Raw genomic sequence first — 15,500 nt, 5'->3', positions numbered from 1 at the left:
GAGAATCCAAGCAATGAGCAGTCCTCAACCTGTTCCGAAAGCGGCGCCCGTGGTGCGATCCTTCGTCGATCTTCGTGCGTTTGCGGACAGCGAAGCAGCGACAGTGCCGGTTGCCCTGGCAGGAGGCGAAGATCCTTTTCTCGTCTGCCGCAGCCTGCTTCCCACGACGGAAGGACCGGTGACAGTCGGGGTGCTGCAGCTGCCGCCAGGTTGGGGTAAGGTCGCCTCGATGCCGGCGGATGAATTCCTGATCGTGCACAAGGGCAGGGTGACGCTGGAAGCGGATGGGCGTGCGCTAGCGCTGGAGCCTGACGCCAGTGTCGTGCTGACCCGTGGCGCGAGCATTGCCTGGTCGGCCGATGAGGCGGTCACTCTTATCTTCCTGCGTCGCAGCGGCGGCCCGGACGACAAGGCGGCCATGATCCCAGTCGAGGGAAGCCCACAGCTCACGCCGTCCGGCGCACCGCTAGCCGAGTTGCTGGTGGGGCCGACGCCGAGCTGCCGCAACTACAGCGACTACCGTTCGCCCGATGGCGAATTCGTCTGCGGAACCTGGGATTCGACTCCCTATCATCGCCTGGCCATGCCTTACCGTCATTTCGAACTGATGTACCTGTTGGCTGGCAGCGTGACGTTCGTGGATGGCGCAGGCCGCGAAGGCACGTTCAAGAAGGGCGACATCTTCCTCGTCGAGCAGGGGGCGCAGTGCAGTTGGGAGAGCCGGGAATACGTAAAGAAGGTCTACGCGATCTACCGGCCAGCTTGATCTGCTGAGCGCAGGGGGCCAAACCGCAGTTTTCGACGAGGCCGGCCTCGACAACGCGATGACGCGCGACTGGGCGCATGCTTCAATCTCAGAAATTCCGATTCCAACTCGCGACAGGTGCGCTGCGATGACCTTCAGGCCCAAGTACATCTCCTTCGACTGCTACGGCACGCTGATCAACTACAAGCCGAACGATATGGCGCGCGAGATCTTCGCCGACCGCGTCAAGGCGGAGGACATGCCGCGATTCCTCGTCGACTTCACCGCCTATCGTCTCGACGAAGTGCTCGGTGCGTGGCAGCCGCTCGGCGACGTGTTGAAAAACTCGCTGCGCCGGCTCACGCGCAAATGGAAATTTCAGTACATCGACGCCGAAGCGCAGCGCATCTGCGACGCGGTGCCGACCTGGGGGCCGCATCCGGATGTCGTAGCGGGTCTGGCCAAGATCGCCGACAAGATTCCGCTCGTGATCTTGTCCAACGCCGACGATAAAGACATTCTGAAAAACGTGAAGTTGCTCGGCGTGCCGTTCCATCGCGTCTACACCGCCGAGCAGGCGCAGGCGTACAAGCCGCGCATGCGCCCGTTCGAGTATATGATCGATGCGCTCGGCTGCAATCCGGAAGACATGCTGCACGTGTCCTCGAGCCTGCGCTACGACTTGATGACTGCGTTCGACATCGGCATTCGCGACAAGGCCTGGATCAACCGCGGCCATGGCCCCGGCAATCCCGAATACGGCTACACCGAGATCGCCGACGCCGGCGGTTTGGCCGCGCTCGTCGGCCTGTAAACGGCGCCGGCGCATGAGCGATCCACGCCTGCGCGATCTTCTCGGAACGGCCGACAGTGGTCGTGTCCTCGATGCGCTCGCGCGCGGCGCTTCGCGTCGCGATGTGTTGAAGATGCTGGCCGGTGCCGGCATGGCGCTGGCCGCGTCGCATCGCATCGCCGCGCTTGCGCAAGGCGTCGCGGCGGCACAGCCGCGCTACGGCGGCCGTGTGCGCGTAGCCAGCGCTGCCTCGTCGATCGCCGATACGCTCGATCCTGCACGCCTCTCGAATCAGACCGACTATGCGCGTTCGCGCATGCTCTACAACTGCCTGACGAGCTTCGATGCCAGTCTCGCTCCGCAGCCCGCGCTGGCCGAGCGTTTCGACAGCGACGATGCGAAGCGCTGGACGTTCAAGCTGCGCGGCGGCGTGCATTTTCACGACGGTCGCGCGCTGCGCGCGGAGGACGTCGTGTTCTCGCTGATGCGGCATAAGGATCCGGCAACGATTTCGCGCGCAAAAGTGCTCGCCGACCAGATCGACAGCGTGCGCGCGTCCGCGCCCGGCGAAGTCGAAGTCCTGCTGCACCAGTCCAACGCCGACCTGCCGGCGACGCTGGCGACGTTCCCATTCGCCATCGTTCCCGCCGGCACGCGCGACTTCAACTCTGGAATCGGCACCGGCCCGTTCAAGCTCAAGGAATTCAAGCGCGGCCTGCGCTCGATCGTGGTACGCAACCGCGATTACTGGCGCGAAGGTCGCCCGTACGTGGACGAGGTCGAACTTGCCGGCCTAGGCGACGAAGGCGCGCGCGTCAACGCGCTGCTGTCGGGCGACCTCGATCTCGTCGCCGCGCTCGATCCGCGCTCGGTGCGGCGCGTGGAAGGCGCGCCGGGATTCGCCGTGTTCCGCCAGTCGTCGGGCCAGTACAGCGATCTCGCGATGCGTCAGGACATGGCGCCCGGCAGCAACGCGGATTTCGTCATCGCGATCAAGCTGCTGTTCGATCGCGCGCGCATCGCCGAGTCGGTCGCGCTCGGCAATGCCATCGTCGCCAACGATCAGCCGATCCATCCGTCCAACCGTTTCTACTTCGCCGGCCTGCCGCAGCGCGAACTCGATCTCGACAAGGCGCGCTATCACTTCGAGCGCAGCGACCTGGGCAATACGCCGATTCCCGTCGTCGCCTCGCCCGTGGCGAATCTCAGCGTCGAGATGACGCTGGCGCTGCAGCAAAGCGCGAATCGCATCGGCATGAATCTGCAATTGCAACGCATGCCGCCGGACGGCTATTGGTCCCACTACTGGGGCAAGAGCGCGGTGGGCTGGGGCAATGTCAATCCACGGCCCAACGCCGACGCGGTATTGACCGAGTTCTTCGAGTCCCGTGCGGTCAACAACGACGCGCACTGGAAGGATCCGCAGTTCGACCAGTTGCTCGTGGCCGCACGTTCCGAAGTGGACGAGTCCAAGCGCAAGGCGATGTACGCCGACATGCAGATGATGATCCACGAAAAGGGTGGCGTGGCGATTCCGCTGTTCCTTTCTTCGCTCGACGCGCACAACGCGCGTCTGAAGGGCTTGTCGACGATTCCGGTCGGCGGGCTGATGGGCTACGAGTTCGCCGAACACGTATGGTGGGACGCATGAGCCCGCTGCTGCGTCTGATACTGCAACGTCTCGGGCTCGCGCTGATCTCGCTGTTGCTCGTGTCGGTCGTCGTGTTCCTGATCACCGCGGTCCTACCCGGCGATGCCGCGCAGGAACTGCTCGGCCAGGACGCAACGCCGGAAACGCTGGCCGCGCTGCGCACGCAGATGGGCCTCGATCAACCGCTGCCGTTGCGCTACCTGCACTGGCTTGGCGGACTCGTCACCGGCAATCCGGGTCGTTCGCTGGTCAGCGATGCGCCGGTGATGGAGTTGATCGGCAACCGCTTGCCGAACTCGCTGCTGCTCGCGGCGGTAACTGCGGTGATCGCAGTGCCGCTCGCACTGCTGCTCGGCACGCTCGCGGCAGTGTTCCGCGGCGGCTGGCTCGATCGCTTGCTCAACAATGGCGCGGTCGTGCTCGTCTCGGTGCCGGAATTCCTCATCGCCACGCTCGCCGTGCTGCTGCTTTCGGTCAAGCTCGGCTGGCTGCCGGCGCTGTCCTATGCCAGCGACATCGATTCGCTGTCCGGCGCCGCGCGCGTATTCGTGATGCCGGTGCTGACGCTGTGCTGCGTGGTCGTTGCGCAGATGATGCGCATGACGCGCGCGGCGCTTGCCGACCAACTCGATGCGCCGTACATCGAAATGGCGCGGCTGAAGGGCGTGCCGCCGCTGCGCCTCGTCCTGCGTGAGGCCATGCCGAATGCGATCGGGCCGATCGCCAATGCCGTTGCCCTGAGCACGTCGTACCTGCTCGGCGGCGTGATCATCGTCGAGACGATCTTCCACTATCCCGGCGTCGCCAAGCTGATGGTCGACGGCGTCAGCCAGCGCGACATGCCGCTGGTGCAGACCTGCACGATGATCTTCTGTGCCGGTTATCTGCTGCTCGTGCTGATCGCCGACGTGATCGGCATCCTGGCCAACCCGCGGTTGCGCCACGCCCGATGAACGCATCGGTTCCTGCCCGGTCCGCTTCCGCTGCGTCTGCACGCCGCCGCTCGGGCGTGTTCGGCCTCGGCGTGCCCGGCACACTCGGGCTGCTCGTCATCCTGGCGTGGCTGCTGGTCGCACTTGCGGCCCCGTCGTGGATATCGGCGGGTGCACAGGACATCGGCGGATTACCGGTATTTGCGCCGGCGCAAATCGGGCACTGGCTCGGTGCCGACTATCTCGGTCGCGACATGCTCGCACGTGTGCTTCTCGGCGCACGCTACACCGTCGTCGTGGCGTTGGTCGCCGCGGTGGGCGCCAGCGCCGTCGGCACCGGTTTCGCGCTGCTCGCCGCGGTCAGCGGTGGCTGGCTCGACACCGTGCTGAGCCGCGGCATGGATACGCTGATTTCGATTCCGAGCAAGCTGTTCGCGCTGATCATGGTCGCCGCGTTTGGCACGTCCGTTCCGCTGCTGGTGACGACCGCGGCCGTCATTTACGTGCCCGGCGCGTACCGAATCGCGCGCGCGCTCGCCGTGAATGTTGCCGCCCTCGACTACGTGGTGGTTGCGCGCACGCGCGGCGAATCGCGCTGGTATCTGATGCTGCATGAGGTGCTACCGAATATTGCGGCGCCGATGCTTGTCGACCTCGGCCTGCGTTTCGTCTACGTCGTGCTGCTGCTCGCCAGCCTGAGCTTCCTCGGCCTCGGCGTGCAGCCGCCCGCGGCGGATTGGGGCACGCTGGTGCGCGAAAACCTCGGCGCATTGTGGGAAGGCGGCCTCGCCGTCGTCGCACCGGCGCTGGCGATCGCCACGCTCACGATGGCGGTCAATCTTGTCGTCGACGCGTTGCCCGGGCGCGATGCGCGCAAGGCGGTGCGCTGATGGGCGCGCGCATCGAAGTGGAGAACCTGCGTATCGTCGCGGGCGACGTCGGCCTCGTGCACGACATCAGCTTCACGGTCGAGCCGGGGCAGGTGTTGGCACTGATCGGTGAATCCGGTTCCGGCAAGACCACCATCGCGCTTGCGCTGATGGGTTACGCGCGTCGCGGCTGCCGTATTGCCAGCGGCCGTGTGCGGGTGGGCGAGGTCGATGTATTGACGCTGGCCGAATCGGGCAAGCGTGCGCTGCGCGGCCGTAAGATCGCCTATATCGCGCAGAGCGCGGCGGCTTCGTTCAATCCCTCGCGGCGGCTTCTCGATCAGGTGGTCGAACCCGCGCTGCTGCACGGCGTGCTCGAGCGCGCTGCGGCTGAACGCAAAGCAATCGCGTTGTTCCGCGAACTGGCGCTGCCGGATGCCGAGACGATTGGTCAGCGTTATCCGCACGAAGTTTCCGGCGGCCAGTTGCAGAGGTTGATGGCGGCGATGGCCCTGATCGCCGATCCGGACGTCGTCATCTTCGACGAGCCGACCACGGCGCTCGATGTGACGACTCAGGTCGAAGTGCTCGCCGCATTCCGCCGCGCCATGCGCGAGCGTGGCGTCAGCGCGATCTACGTCAGCCACGATCTCGCCGTCGTCGCGCAGATGGCGGATAGTATTCTCGTGCTGCGCCATGGCCGCATGCGCGAATGTGCCAGCACGGTGCAGATTCTTGCCTCGCCCGCAGACGACTACACGCGCAGCCTGCTCGCAGCCTCGCGCATCGGCGAGCGCGCGCCGGACGTGTCCGCCCAACCCTCTGCGATGCCGCTGCTCGAAGTCACCGCACTGTCGGCCGGCTATGGCCGCGTGCGCGACGGCAAGTGCGAACACCCGGTGCTCGAAGACGTCGAGATCCAGTTGTATGCGGGGCAGGCCATCGGTGTGATCGGCGAATCCGGTTCCGGCAAATCGACGCTGGCGCGCTGCATCGCCGGGTTGATCGCGCCCGCTGCCGGCACGATCCGCTTTGGCGGGCATCCATTGCCCGCGACGCTGGCGCAGCGCGACCGCGAGACGCTGCGTCGCGTGCAGATCGTGTTCCAGCATGCCGACACCGCGCTCAATCCCGCGCATACGGTGGCGAAGATTCTCGAACGACCGCTCGCTTTTTTTCACGACATGGACGCGAACGCGCGTCGGCGTCGCGTTGCCGAATTACTCGACTTGGTCAAACTGCCGGCGACGCTCGCAGAGCGCAGCTGCGTGGGCTTGTCCGGCGGCCAGAAGCAACGCGTGAACCTTGCGCGGGCGCTCGCCGCGCAGCCTGACCTTATCCTCTGCGACGAAGTGACTTCCGCGCTCGACCCCGTCGTCGCCGCGGCCATTCTCGATCTGATTTGCGAGTTGCGGCGCGAAGTCAAGGCGTCGTATCTGTTCATCAGCCACGACATGCACAGCGTGCGTGCGGTGTGCGACGCCATCGTGGTCATGCGCTACGGGCGCAAGCTCGCGCAGATCGCACGCGAAGACTATGCACGCGGTCCTCACCATCCCTATTACGAACAACTGGCGCGCTCGGTTCCCGAATTGCGCACCGGCTGGCTTGACGAAGTGCTGGCCGCCAGGCCCGCGCCCACAGGAGTTTTCGTACCATGAGCAAATATCGCATTGCCTTCCTGCCTGGCGATGGCATCGGCAAGGAAGTCATGCCCGAGGGGATGCGCGTGCTCCAGGCCGCCGCACGGCGCTTCGGTATCGATTTGGATTTCGTCCATTTCGACTGGGCACACTGCGACTACTACGCACAGCACGGGCAGATGATGCCCGACGACTGGAAGGCGCAACTGCAAGGCATGGATGCGCTGTATTTCGGCGCCGTCGGCTGGCCGGCGACAGTGCCAGACCACGTGTCATTGTGGGGTTCGCTGCTCAAGTTCCGCCGCGAATTCGATCAGTACATCAACTTGCGGCCGGTGCGCCTGTTCGAGGGCGTGCCGTGCCCGCTCGCCGGGCGCAAGCCGGGCGACATCGACTACTACGTGGTGCGCGAGAACACCGAAGGCGAGTACACCTCGCTCGGCGGCATCATGTATGCCGGCACCGAGCGCGAGATCGTGATCCAGGAGTCGGTGTATTCGCGCTTCGGCGCCGATCGTGTGCTGCGTTATGCGTTCGAGCTGGCCAATTCGCGTCCGCGCAAACACCTCACCGTGGCGACGAAGAGCAACGGTATCGCGATCAGCATGCCGTGGTGGGACGGGCGTGCCGACGCGATCGGCGCCGGCTATCCGCAGGTGGCGGTGGACAAGCAGCACATCGACATTCTGTGCGCACGCTTCGTGCTGCAGCCGGGTCGCTTTGATGTCGTCGTCGCATCGAATCTGTTCGGCGACATTCTTTCTGATCTCGGCCCGGCGACGACCGGCACGATCGGTCTGGCTCCGTCGGCCAATCTCAATCCCGATCGTACGTTTCCCTCGCTGTTCGAGCCCGTGCACGGGTCCGCGCCGGACATTGCCGGCAAGGCTATCGCCAACCCGATCGCGATGGTCTGGTCGGGCGCGCTGATGCTCGACTTCCTCGGCAAAGGGCAGGGTGCAGGCCGCGCCGCGCATGATGCGATCCTCGCCGCGATCGAACAGGTGCTGCGCGACGGCCCGCGCACGGCCGACCTGGGCGGCAATGCAACCACGAGCGAAGTAGGCGAGGCCATCGCTCGGCTCGTTGCGGCGGGCTGAGCAACGGGGTGTCATTTCCGCTTTTTGTGGGAATGACGAACAAAGCGAAATTCTTCACTGACTCACAATTAAGGCATTCACCATGTCTCTGACTTTGCAACGTGACGATCTGTTGCGCTCCAAGCATTTCATCGGCGGTCGTTGGTGCGAGGCTGCCAGTGGCGCGCGCTATGACGTCGAGGATCCCGCGCTCGCACGGGCGTTCGCGAGCGTGCCGGATGGCGGCGCAGACGACGCACGCGCTGCGCTCGAATCCGCCCACGCGGCGTTCCCCGCGTGGCGCGCCGTGCCCGCACGTGATCGCTCGCGCATCCTCGCGCGCTGGAATGCGCTGCTGCTCGAACACAAGGAAGATCTCGGCAAGCTGATCTCTCGCGAGCAGGGCAAGCCGCTCGCCGAGGCGATCGGCGAGATCGCCTACGCCGCCAGCTACGTCGAATGGTTCGCCGCCGAGGCGGTACGCAGCTACGGCGACGTGATCCCGCCGCCGGTGCGCGGACGGCAGATGTTCGCGGTGAAGGAACCGGTCGGCGTGATCGCCGCGATCTCGCCGTGGAATTTTCCGGCGGCGATGATCGCGCGCAAGATCGCGCCGGCCCTGGCCGCCGGCTGCACGGTGGTCGCCAAGCCGGCCGAGGACACGCCACTGACCGCGCTCGCATTGGCGAAGCTGGCCGAAGAAGCCGGCGTGCCAGCTGGCGTGCTCAACCTCGTCACTGCTTCGCGCGCGCATGCGCCCGAAGTCGTCGACGTCTGGCTGGCCGATACGCGCGTGCGCAAGCTGACCTTCACCGGCTCCACGCCGGTCGGCCGGCATCTCGCGCGCGCCAGCGCCGATACGCTGAAGAAGCTGTCGTTGGAGCTCGGCGGCAACGCGCCGTTCATCGTTTTCGAGGACGCCGATCTCGACGCCGCCGTGGACGGACTGATGGCGTCGAAGTTCCGCAATGGCGGACAGACCTGCGTGTGTCCGAACCGCGTCTACGTCCACGACGCAGTGCACGACGACTTCGTGCAGCGCCTGGTCAAGCGCGTGGCTGCGCTCAAGGTCGGCCCGGCGAGCGATCCCGTTTCGCAGATCGGGCCGCTGATCAATGCGCGTGCGGTGGAAAAGGTCGAGCGCCACGTGCGCGACGCGTTGTCCAAAGGCGCGCAGGTCGTTAGCGGCGGTGAACCATTGCCCGCTCTCGGACCGAACTATTTCCAACCGACCGTGCTGACCGGAGTGACCGCGACGATGGACTGTTCCTGCGAAGAAACGTTCGGCCCGGTCGTGCCCGTGTCCCGTTTCAACGACGAAGGCGCGGTCGTGGCCGAAGCCAACGGCACGCCATACGGACTGGCCGCGTATTTCTACACGCGCGATGTGCGCCGCATTGCGCGGCTCGCGTCAGCGCTCGAGTCGGGCCTGATCGGCATCAACGAGGGCGCCGTTGCCGCCGAGGCCGCCCCGTTCGGCGGCATCAAGGCGTCGGGCTACGGCCGCGAAGGCTCGCGTTACGGCATCGACGAATACATGCACATCAAATATCTGTGCCAGGGCGGCCTGGACTGAGCCTGCGATGACCTTTCGAGTCGAACACGATCTGCTCGGCGATCGCGAGGTGCCTGCCGATGTCTATTGGGGCGTGCATACGCTGCGTGCGATCGAAAATTTTCCGATCAGCGGCGAGCGTATCGGCCACAACCCTGAGCTGATCGCCGCGCTCGCCGCAATCAAACAAGCTGCGGCGCTGGCCAACAACGAGCTGGGTTTGCTCGATGCGCCGCGGACGGATGCGATTGTTCGCGCCTGTGCCGAGATCCGCGCCGGCGCGCTGCACGACCAGTTCGTCGTCGACGTGATCCAAGGTGGTGCGGGCACATCGACGAACATGAATGCGAACGAGGTCGTCGCCAACCGTGCGCTCGAATGGATGGGGCATAGCAAAGGCGATTTCCGTCATCTACATCCCAACGAGCACGTCAACCTTGGCCAGAGCACGAACGACGTCTATCCGACCGCGTTGAAGCTTGCCGCGTGGGCGCAGGCACAGGCGCTGCTCGTCGCGATGGCCGAATTGCGCAATGCGTTCCTCGCCAAGCGTGAGGAATTCGCCGACGTGCTCAAGGTTGGACGCACGCAGCTGCAGGACGCCGTGCCGATGACGCTCGGCCAAGAATTCGGTACCTATGCGGTGATGATGGACGAGGACATGCTGCGCCTTGTCGAGGCGATGGCCTTCCTGCGCGAGATCAATCTTGGCGCGACCGCGATCGGCACGGGCATCAACTCGCATCCGGGTTACGCAGACCTCGTTCGGCGCAAGCTGTCGGAGTTGACCGGCATCGACCTCATCACCGCTCCTGATTTGATCGAATCAACTCAGGACTGCGGCGTGTTCGTGCATCTGTCCGGCGCGTTGAAGCGCGTCGCGGTGAAGCTCGGCAAGATCTGCAACGACCTGCGCCTGCTAGCATCGGGGCCGCGCGCGGGACTCGGCGAGATCAACCTGCCGCCGCGGCAGTCGGGTTCGTCGATCATGCCGGGCAAGATCAATCCGGTGATTCCCGAAGTCGTCAACCAGATTGCTTTCGAAGTCATCGGCAACGATGTCACCATCACTTTTGCCGCCCAGTCGGGACAGCTGCAGTTGAATGCGTTCGAGCCGATTATTGCGTTGAGTCTATTCCGCAGCCTTTCTCACCTTCGCCGCGGCTGTGAAACCCTGGCGAAGAATTGCGTGGTGGAAATAACAGCGAACAAGGATCGCTTGCGTCAGCAGGTCGAAAACTCCATCGGCATCGCCACGGCGTTGAACCCGCATATTGGTTACGTGGCGGCGACGGAAGTGGCAGTCGAAGCACAAGCGACCGGCGCCGGCGTCGGCCACATCGTTCTGCAACGCGGATTACTGACGCAAGAAGCGCTGGAAGGAATTCTCAGCCCAGAAAAGCTCGCACGGCCACACGGCCCCTGAGCGATCCGCGAACTTGGCGTGAAAGAAACGCCGATTTGATCCGAATCAATCTGCGCGCGGCCATTTACCCGTTTCATATCGCCACAAATCGCTATTTTTTGGTCTCGCTCGTATTGCGAGACCGACATCGCCAGTCATCTTCCGAGACTGCCGAATACAAGCGGCCAGCACTCGCACTGATGAAGTCCGTCAGGCGTTGCTCGTAGCGAATAGCAGTTCCCAGTTGGCGAACGCTCCCAGCGGGATGACGTCCCAGCCAATGAGGCCAGCCTTCGCCAGCGGAAACTCCATTAGCGTGGCTTTCGCGGCTTCCACCGAGTCGGCCTCGGCGATGATAGCGACACCGGGACGGTCCTGGCGGAAGTAGATGTCGCGCACCAGGCCGCCTTTGTAGGCCTTCCAGGTGTGGCGCACCTCGGCCTGCATGTGTGGCGCGTATTTTTCCATCGCGGCGCCGGGTTGGGGAACGTCGAGGCAGAGAAGTTTCATTGATGTATATCCTGTTGGAGTTGAGTTGCGATTAAACGGTGAAGAGGGATGTCGCGCGCCAGTCGCTGCCGGCGTTACTTCAGATAGCTGTTATTTTCTCAGCAGCTTGAACGCTTGGTTCCAGTGTCCACCGGTGAATGCGGTGATGATCCAGATCATCGCAGTGGCCTCGAGGTAATGCGAAAGCGCAATGCCGCCGACATCGATCGGGTTCCAGCCAAAGGCTCTGCAGATCGCTGAAACTTGTTCTTTTGCTTTCCCATCGTCACCGCAAAGAAACATGTCCGGTGGACCACCGGCAAACTGCGGCTTGTAGAAATGTGCGTTACCCACGGTATTGAACGCTTTGATGACAAAGGCGCCAGATAGTGCCTTTTGATTGAGTTCGCCCGCAGAACTGCCGAGACCACCGACCAGCTTCGGAAGGCCTTCTGACATCTCCAGGGGGTTGGTAGCGTCCATAACGACCTTACCCTTGAAATTTTCCGCACCGGCCGTCTGGATCGCTTCCACGGATTTGGTTCCATGAACGGCGAGGACCACGAGTTCTCCAAATCGCGCGGTCTCAGCGAACGTTCCTCGCGACGCGCTATTGCCGCTTTCGCTCACCCAGGACGTCAACTTCTCTGGCGCCCGCGAGCCCAACATGACTTGGTGGCCTTCATTGAGAAAGCCACTGGCCAGGGATTTAGCGACGTCGCTCGATCCGAGAATTCCTACCTTCATGATTTACCTTCCAAGAATTTCTGAATTACTGCGCCGTGTCCTGTTTCGAACCTGCGAGGTATTGCTCGTCGGAGACCTTCTCCAACCATTCCACGTTCTTTCCGTCGAGCGCTTCCTGGATCGCGATGTGCGTCATCGCCGTCGTTGGCGTCGCGCCGTGCCAGTGCCTGTGCCCGGGCGGACACCAGATAACGTCACCGGCACGGATCTCGACGATCGGCTCGCCTTCACATTGGGTCCAGCCGCAACCGGAAGTCACAACCAGGGTCTGGCCAAGCGGGTGCTTGTGCCACGCCGTGCGCGCGCCGGGCTCGAAAGTCACGCTGGCGCACGAAACGCGGGCCGGCGCCGGCGGCGCGTTCAGCGGATCGATGCGTACGCTACCCGTGAAAAATTCTGCGGACCCTTTCGCGGATGGTTGTGATCCTGCTCGTTTCAACTCCATTGTGGTTTCCTCCGATGCAAAAGATCGATCCGATGAAATGACTATTCGGCGCGTGGCGTTATCTTGACGGTGGCGGCGCACGCCTGTTCGCCGATCATTGCATCGAGGTAAGGACTGTCGCCGTATTTCGCCCGATATGCAGCATCGATGCGGCTCTGGTTCGAACCGGCTACGGGTTCGAATGTGACTTCGTATGTCGTGCCAATGGCGCGGATACGACCGGCGCGCTGCGCGAGCGCGGCTCGATACCAGCGGGAGCGCGTGCCGTGGTAGGCACGCACATACAGATCGTCGTCGACTACTACCGACCATATCCACGTCGGCGTGCCGTAGGTGACGCCATCAGCACGTAACGGAGAAATATGGAGATCGTCGGCAGCAGCCAGGCGACTCAGTTCGTCCATCCACCAGCGCCCACGCGCATGAGTGTCGTCGTTTGATTCCGCAACTGCTTTCATGATGGTTTTACCATCACCTTGATCGCCTTGCGATCGTTCATGTCACGATACCCTTGCGGCACGCCGTCGAGATTCGTCACGCGGTCGAATACGCGACCCGGTTCGATGCGGCCTTCCAGCACATCCGGCAGAAGTTCTTCGATATAGGCGCGCACCGGTGCTGGTCCGCCTCCTATCGTGATGTTGTGGAAGAATGCGGGCAGCGATGACGGCAGAGTTTCCTGCTGCGGCACACCCACACGGCCCAAGTGCCCGCCGGGGCGTGTAATCAGGATCGCCGTGTTGGCCGATTCACCATGACCCACGCACTCAAGCACCGAGTGCGCGCCGAACCCGCCAGTGAGTTCTCTTACGCGCTCGATCGCTTCTTCACCGCGTTCGCTGACGACGTCGGTTACGCCGAACGCGCGCCCGAGCGCGATACGGTCCGGATGACGGCCAAGCAGGATGATTTGTTTCGCACCAAGTCGCTTGGCGGCGATCACAGCGCACAACCCGACGGCGCCGTCGCCGACGACGGCCGCAATCTTGCCAGGCCCTACTTGCGCCATGCGTGCGGCATGATGGCCGGTGCCCATCACGTCGGACAACGTGAGCAGCGATGCCATCGATGTTTCATCGGCGTGCACCTTCAGCGCATAGAGCGTTCCGTCGGCATAGGGCACGCGTACCGCTTCGGCCTGCGCGCCAGCGACTTCACCAGCGCCGAAGAATCCGCCGTGTACGCACGAGGTATACAAGTGTTCGTGGCAGAAGGTGCAGGTGCCATCGGAAAACGCGAACGGCATGATCACGAAGTCGCCCACTTTAATGCTGCGCACATCGCGGCCGATGGCTTCGACGACGCCAATTGCCTCATGGCCGATGCGTTGCCCAGCTTCGCTCGGCTTCATTGACTGATATGGCCACAAATCGCTGCCGCAGATGCAGGCACGCGTGACACGGATCACGGCGTCGGTAGGATTGACGATGGAGGCGTCGGGAACAGTTTCGATGCGGACGTCGCCCGCGCCATGCATGACGGTTGCGCGCATAACTTTCTCCGGTCAGTTGAAAGTGGGAATCGTGGGGTCAGTGATCGAATTACGCGGCGCGCTCATCGAAGATGCGCTGCGCGATCTGCACGGCAGAACTCGCGGTGGGCCAGCCCGAGTAAAACGCAAGGTGCGTGATCGTTTCAATCAGTTCGTCCTTGCTCAGGCCGTTGTCGAGCGCCTTCTTCAGATGGAATGGCAGCTCATTCGTGCGGTATAGCGAAATCAGGCTGGCCACGGTGATCAAACTACGATCGCGCGGTGACAGTCCAGGGCGCTCCCACACATCGCCGAATAGAATGTTGTCGGTGTAGTCCGCAAGCGCCGGGGCAAGCTGGCCAAAGGTTTTGCGCGCTGCAGTGGGTTCGGTAGACATGGAGGCACTCGTTGCAAGTCATTCGTTGGATGCAAATCTAATCCTGACCGGCCCGGGTGATAAGGTGGTAAATTGCGAATGGACTTGTGAGCGGAATTCAACAATGGCACGCGAGAACTTGAATGACTTGCTGGCATTCGTAACGGTCGCCCGCGAGCGCAGCTTTACCAGAGCTGCGTCTAAGTTGGGCGTTTCGCCGTCTGCGCTCAGCCATACGCTTCGGGGCTTGGAAACGCGTCTGCGTGTGCGCTTGCTGAATCGGACGACACGCAGCGTTTCCGCCACACAGGCGGGCGAACGGCTGCTGCTCAATCTAACGCCGCATTTTGAGGAGATCGAATCCGAACTGGACGCCTTGAGCGAGTTCCGCGACACGCCGAGCGGGACCATCAGGATCACGAGTGGCGACCATGCGGCGAACACGATCCTATGGCCAAAGCTCGCCAAGTTCCTGCCGAAGTACCCCGACATCAAAGTAGAGATCGTCGTCGAGTATGCGTTAACGGACATTGTGGCGCAGCGCTATGACGCGGGCGTGCGCATGGGCGAGCAAGTAGCGAGCGACATGATCGGCGTGCCGATCGGACCCGAGTTGCGCATGGCTGTGATCGGGGCGCCATCGTACTTCAGCAAGCGTGGAGTGCCGAATATGCCCCAAGATCTCACCAGGCATATCTGCATCAACATGCGCCTACCTACACTCGGCGGCCTTTATGCGTGGGAGTTCGAAAGGAATAAGCGCGAGCTGCACGTGCGCGTCGACGGACAGCTCACGTTCAACGGCGTGACGCAGATACTAAACGCTGCGTTGGATGGCTTCGGTCTCTGCTACCTCCCCGAGGATCTGGTGCAACCGTATATCGCGAAGCGTAAGCTTCGACGCGTACTCGAGGATTGGTGCCCGCCGTTTCCAGGGTACTACCTTTACTATCCAAGCCGACGGCAGGCTTCGCAGGCGTTTTCCCTTTTTGTCGAGGCGCTTCGATGGCGGGGCTGATTAGTGACGGTCCGAGACTCAAGTAGTTTATGTCCTCTATTGGGCCGAACTCTGCCGTCCGAAAACGAGAATCCACAACGTGATCGGTCATCGAAGCTGATTCCGTGTTGTAGTACAAGTTGGACCGAAGAATATGCGGTTCACGTAGCATTGGCACGTGCCGTCGGGCATGCGTAGCGCCACTTCTTGGCCCCTAGCGGCCAGCGGCTAGGCGCTCCGCTGGGGTTGCGGCCGTGCCGGGCCTGCATCTGCTTTGCTCTCAGCGATGAAGCCGCGTCGCCT

At 63.1% G+C, this 15,500-nt stretch carries 16 protein-coding genes; 10 read left to right on the top strand and 6 right to left on the bottom strand.

Features of this window, described 5'->3' with window-relative positions:
- The first annotated feature begins 13 nt into the window (after nucleotides 1–13).
- The 9 genes from F455_RS0116905 (at nucleotide 14) to aspA (ending at nucleotide 10,693) form a co-directional block, all read left to right on the top strand.
- Nucleotides 14–766 (top strand): cupin domain-containing protein, encoded by a 753-nt coding sequence (locus F455_RS0116905; protein WP_051084232.1) that lies wholly within the window; start codon nucleotides 14–16, stop codon nucleotides 764–766.
- Nucleotides 767–893: 127 nt separating this feature from the next.
- The gene (locus tag F455_RS0116900) at nucleotides 894–1,559 is read left to right on the top strand and encodes a haloacid dehalogenase type II (protein ID WP_018974500.1); all 666 of its coding nucleotides are present in this window, start codon (nucleotides 894–896) and stop codon (nucleotides 1,557–1,559) included.
- Between the two features lie 13 nt (nucleotides 1,560–1,572).
- Entirely contained in the window at nucleotides 1,573–3,189 is a 1,617-nt protein-coding gene (locus F455_RS0116895) for an ABC transporter substrate-binding protein (RefSeq protein WP_018974499.1), read from the top strand.
- Complete coding sequence (locus tag F455_RS0116890) at nucleotides 3,186–4,142, top strand: ABC transporter permease (RefSeq protein ID WP_018974498.1); 957 nt, start codon at nucleotides 3,186–3,188, stop codon at nucleotides 4,140–4,142. The genes F455_RS0116895 and F455_RS0116890 overlap by 4 nt, the downstream gene beginning before the upstream one ends.
- On the top strand, nucleotides 4,139–5,011 hold the full coding sequence (locus F455_RS0116885; protein WP_026293483.1) for an ABC transporter permease: 873 nt from the start codon (nucleotides 4,139–4,141) through the stop codon (nucleotides 5,009–5,011). The genes F455_RS0116890 and F455_RS0116885 overlap by 4 nt, the downstream gene beginning before the upstream one ends.
- Complete coding sequence (locus tag F455_RS0116880; RefSeq protein WP_018974496.1) at nucleotides 5,011–6,651, top strand: ABC transporter ATP-binding protein; 1,641 nt, start codon at nucleotides 5,011–5,013, stop codon at nucleotides 6,649–6,651. Before F455_RS0116885 ends, F455_RS0116880 begins: the two co-directional genes overlap by 1 nt.
- Nucleotides 6,648–7,733 (top strand): tartrate dehydrogenase, encoded by a 1,086-nt coding sequence (locus F455_RS0116875; RefSeq protein WP_018974495.1) that lies wholly within the window; start codon nucleotides 6,648–6,650, stop codon nucleotides 7,731–7,733. Before F455_RS0116880 ends, F455_RS0116875 begins: the two co-directional genes overlap by 4 nt.
- An 82-nt stretch (nucleotides 7,734–7,815) precedes the next feature.
- On the top strand, nucleotides 7,816–9,288 hold the full coding sequence (locus F455_RS0116870; RefSeq protein WP_018974494.1) for an NAD-dependent succinate-semialdehyde dehydrogenase: 1,473 nt from the start codon (nucleotides 7,816–7,818) through the stop codon (nucleotides 9,286–9,288).
- 7 nt (nucleotides 9,289–9,295) lie between these two features.
- The gene (gene aspA / locus F455_RS0116865) at nucleotides 9,296–10,693 is read left to right on the top strand and encodes an aspartate ammonia-lyase (protein ID WP_018974493.1); all 1,398 of its coding nucleotides are present in this window, start codon (nucleotides 9,296–9,298) and stop codon (nucleotides 10,691–10,693) included.
- Between the two features lie 189 nt (nucleotides 10,694–10,882).
- Here the strand turns inward: aspA and F455_RS0116860 are convergent, their stop codons facing one another.
- The 6 genes from F455_RS0116860 to F455_RS0116835 form a co-directional block, all read right to left on the bottom strand.
- Nucleotides 10,883–11,182, bottom strand: a complete 300-nt coding sequence (locus F455_RS0116860) for a hypothetical protein (RefSeq protein WP_026293482.1) — start codon at nucleotides 11,180–11,182, stop codon at nucleotides 10,883–10,885.
- A gap of 90 nt (nucleotides 11,183–11,272) precedes the next feature.
- The gene (locus F455_RS0116855) at nucleotides 11,273–11,908 is read right to left on the bottom strand and encodes an NADPH-dependent F420 reductase (RefSeq protein ID WP_018974491.1); all 636 of its coding nucleotides are present in this window, start codon (nucleotides 11,906–11,908) and stop codon (nucleotides 11,273–11,275) included.
- 25 nt (nucleotides 11,909–11,933) lie between these two features.
- Entirely contained in the window at nucleotides 11,934–12,353 is a 420-nt protein-coding gene (locus F455_RS0116850) for a (R)-mandelonitrile lyase (protein ID WP_018974490.1), read from the bottom strand.
- Between the two features lie 41 nt (nucleotides 12,354–12,394).
- Nucleotides 12,395–12,811, bottom strand: a complete 417-nt coding sequence (locus tag F455_RS0116845; protein ID WP_018974489.1) for a DUF2255 family protein — start codon at nucleotides 12,809–12,811, stop codon at nucleotides 12,395–12,397.
- Nucleotides 12,808–13,845 (bottom strand): zinc-dependent alcohol dehydrogenase family protein, encoded by a 1,038-nt coding sequence (locus F455_RS0116840; protein WP_018974488.1) that lies wholly within the window; start codon nucleotides 13,843–13,845, stop codon nucleotides 12,808–12,810. The genes F455_RS0116845 and F455_RS0116840 overlap by 4 nt, the downstream gene beginning before the upstream one ends.
- Before the next feature lie 49 nt (nucleotides 13,846–13,894).
- Nucleotides 13,895–14,221 (bottom strand): carboxymuconolactone decarboxylase family protein, encoded by a 327-nt coding sequence (locus tag F455_RS0116835; protein ID WP_018974487.1) that lies wholly within the window; start codon nucleotides 14,219–14,221, stop codon nucleotides 13,895–13,897.
- A 103-nt stretch (nucleotides 14,222–14,324) separates the two neighbouring features.
- Here F455_RS0116835 and F455_RS0116830 point away from each other — a divergent pair, with 103 nt between their 5' ends.
- On the top strand, nucleotides 14,325–15,218 hold the full coding sequence (locus tag F455_RS0116830) for a LysR family transcriptional regulator (RefSeq protein WP_018974486.1): 894 nt from the start codon (nucleotides 14,325–14,327) through the stop codon (nucleotides 15,216–15,218).
- Nucleotides 15,219–15,500: the final 282 nt, after the last annotated feature.

The sequence above is a fragment of the Rudaea cellulosilytica DSM 22992 genome, assembly GCF_000378125.1.
In the GTDB taxonomy this organism is placed as follows: domain Bacteria; phylum Pseudomonadota; class Gammaproteobacteria; order Xanthomonadales; family Rhodanobacteraceae; genus Rudaea; species Rudaea cellulosilytica.
This window is presented reverse-complemented; position numbering and strand designations above follow the sequence as displayed.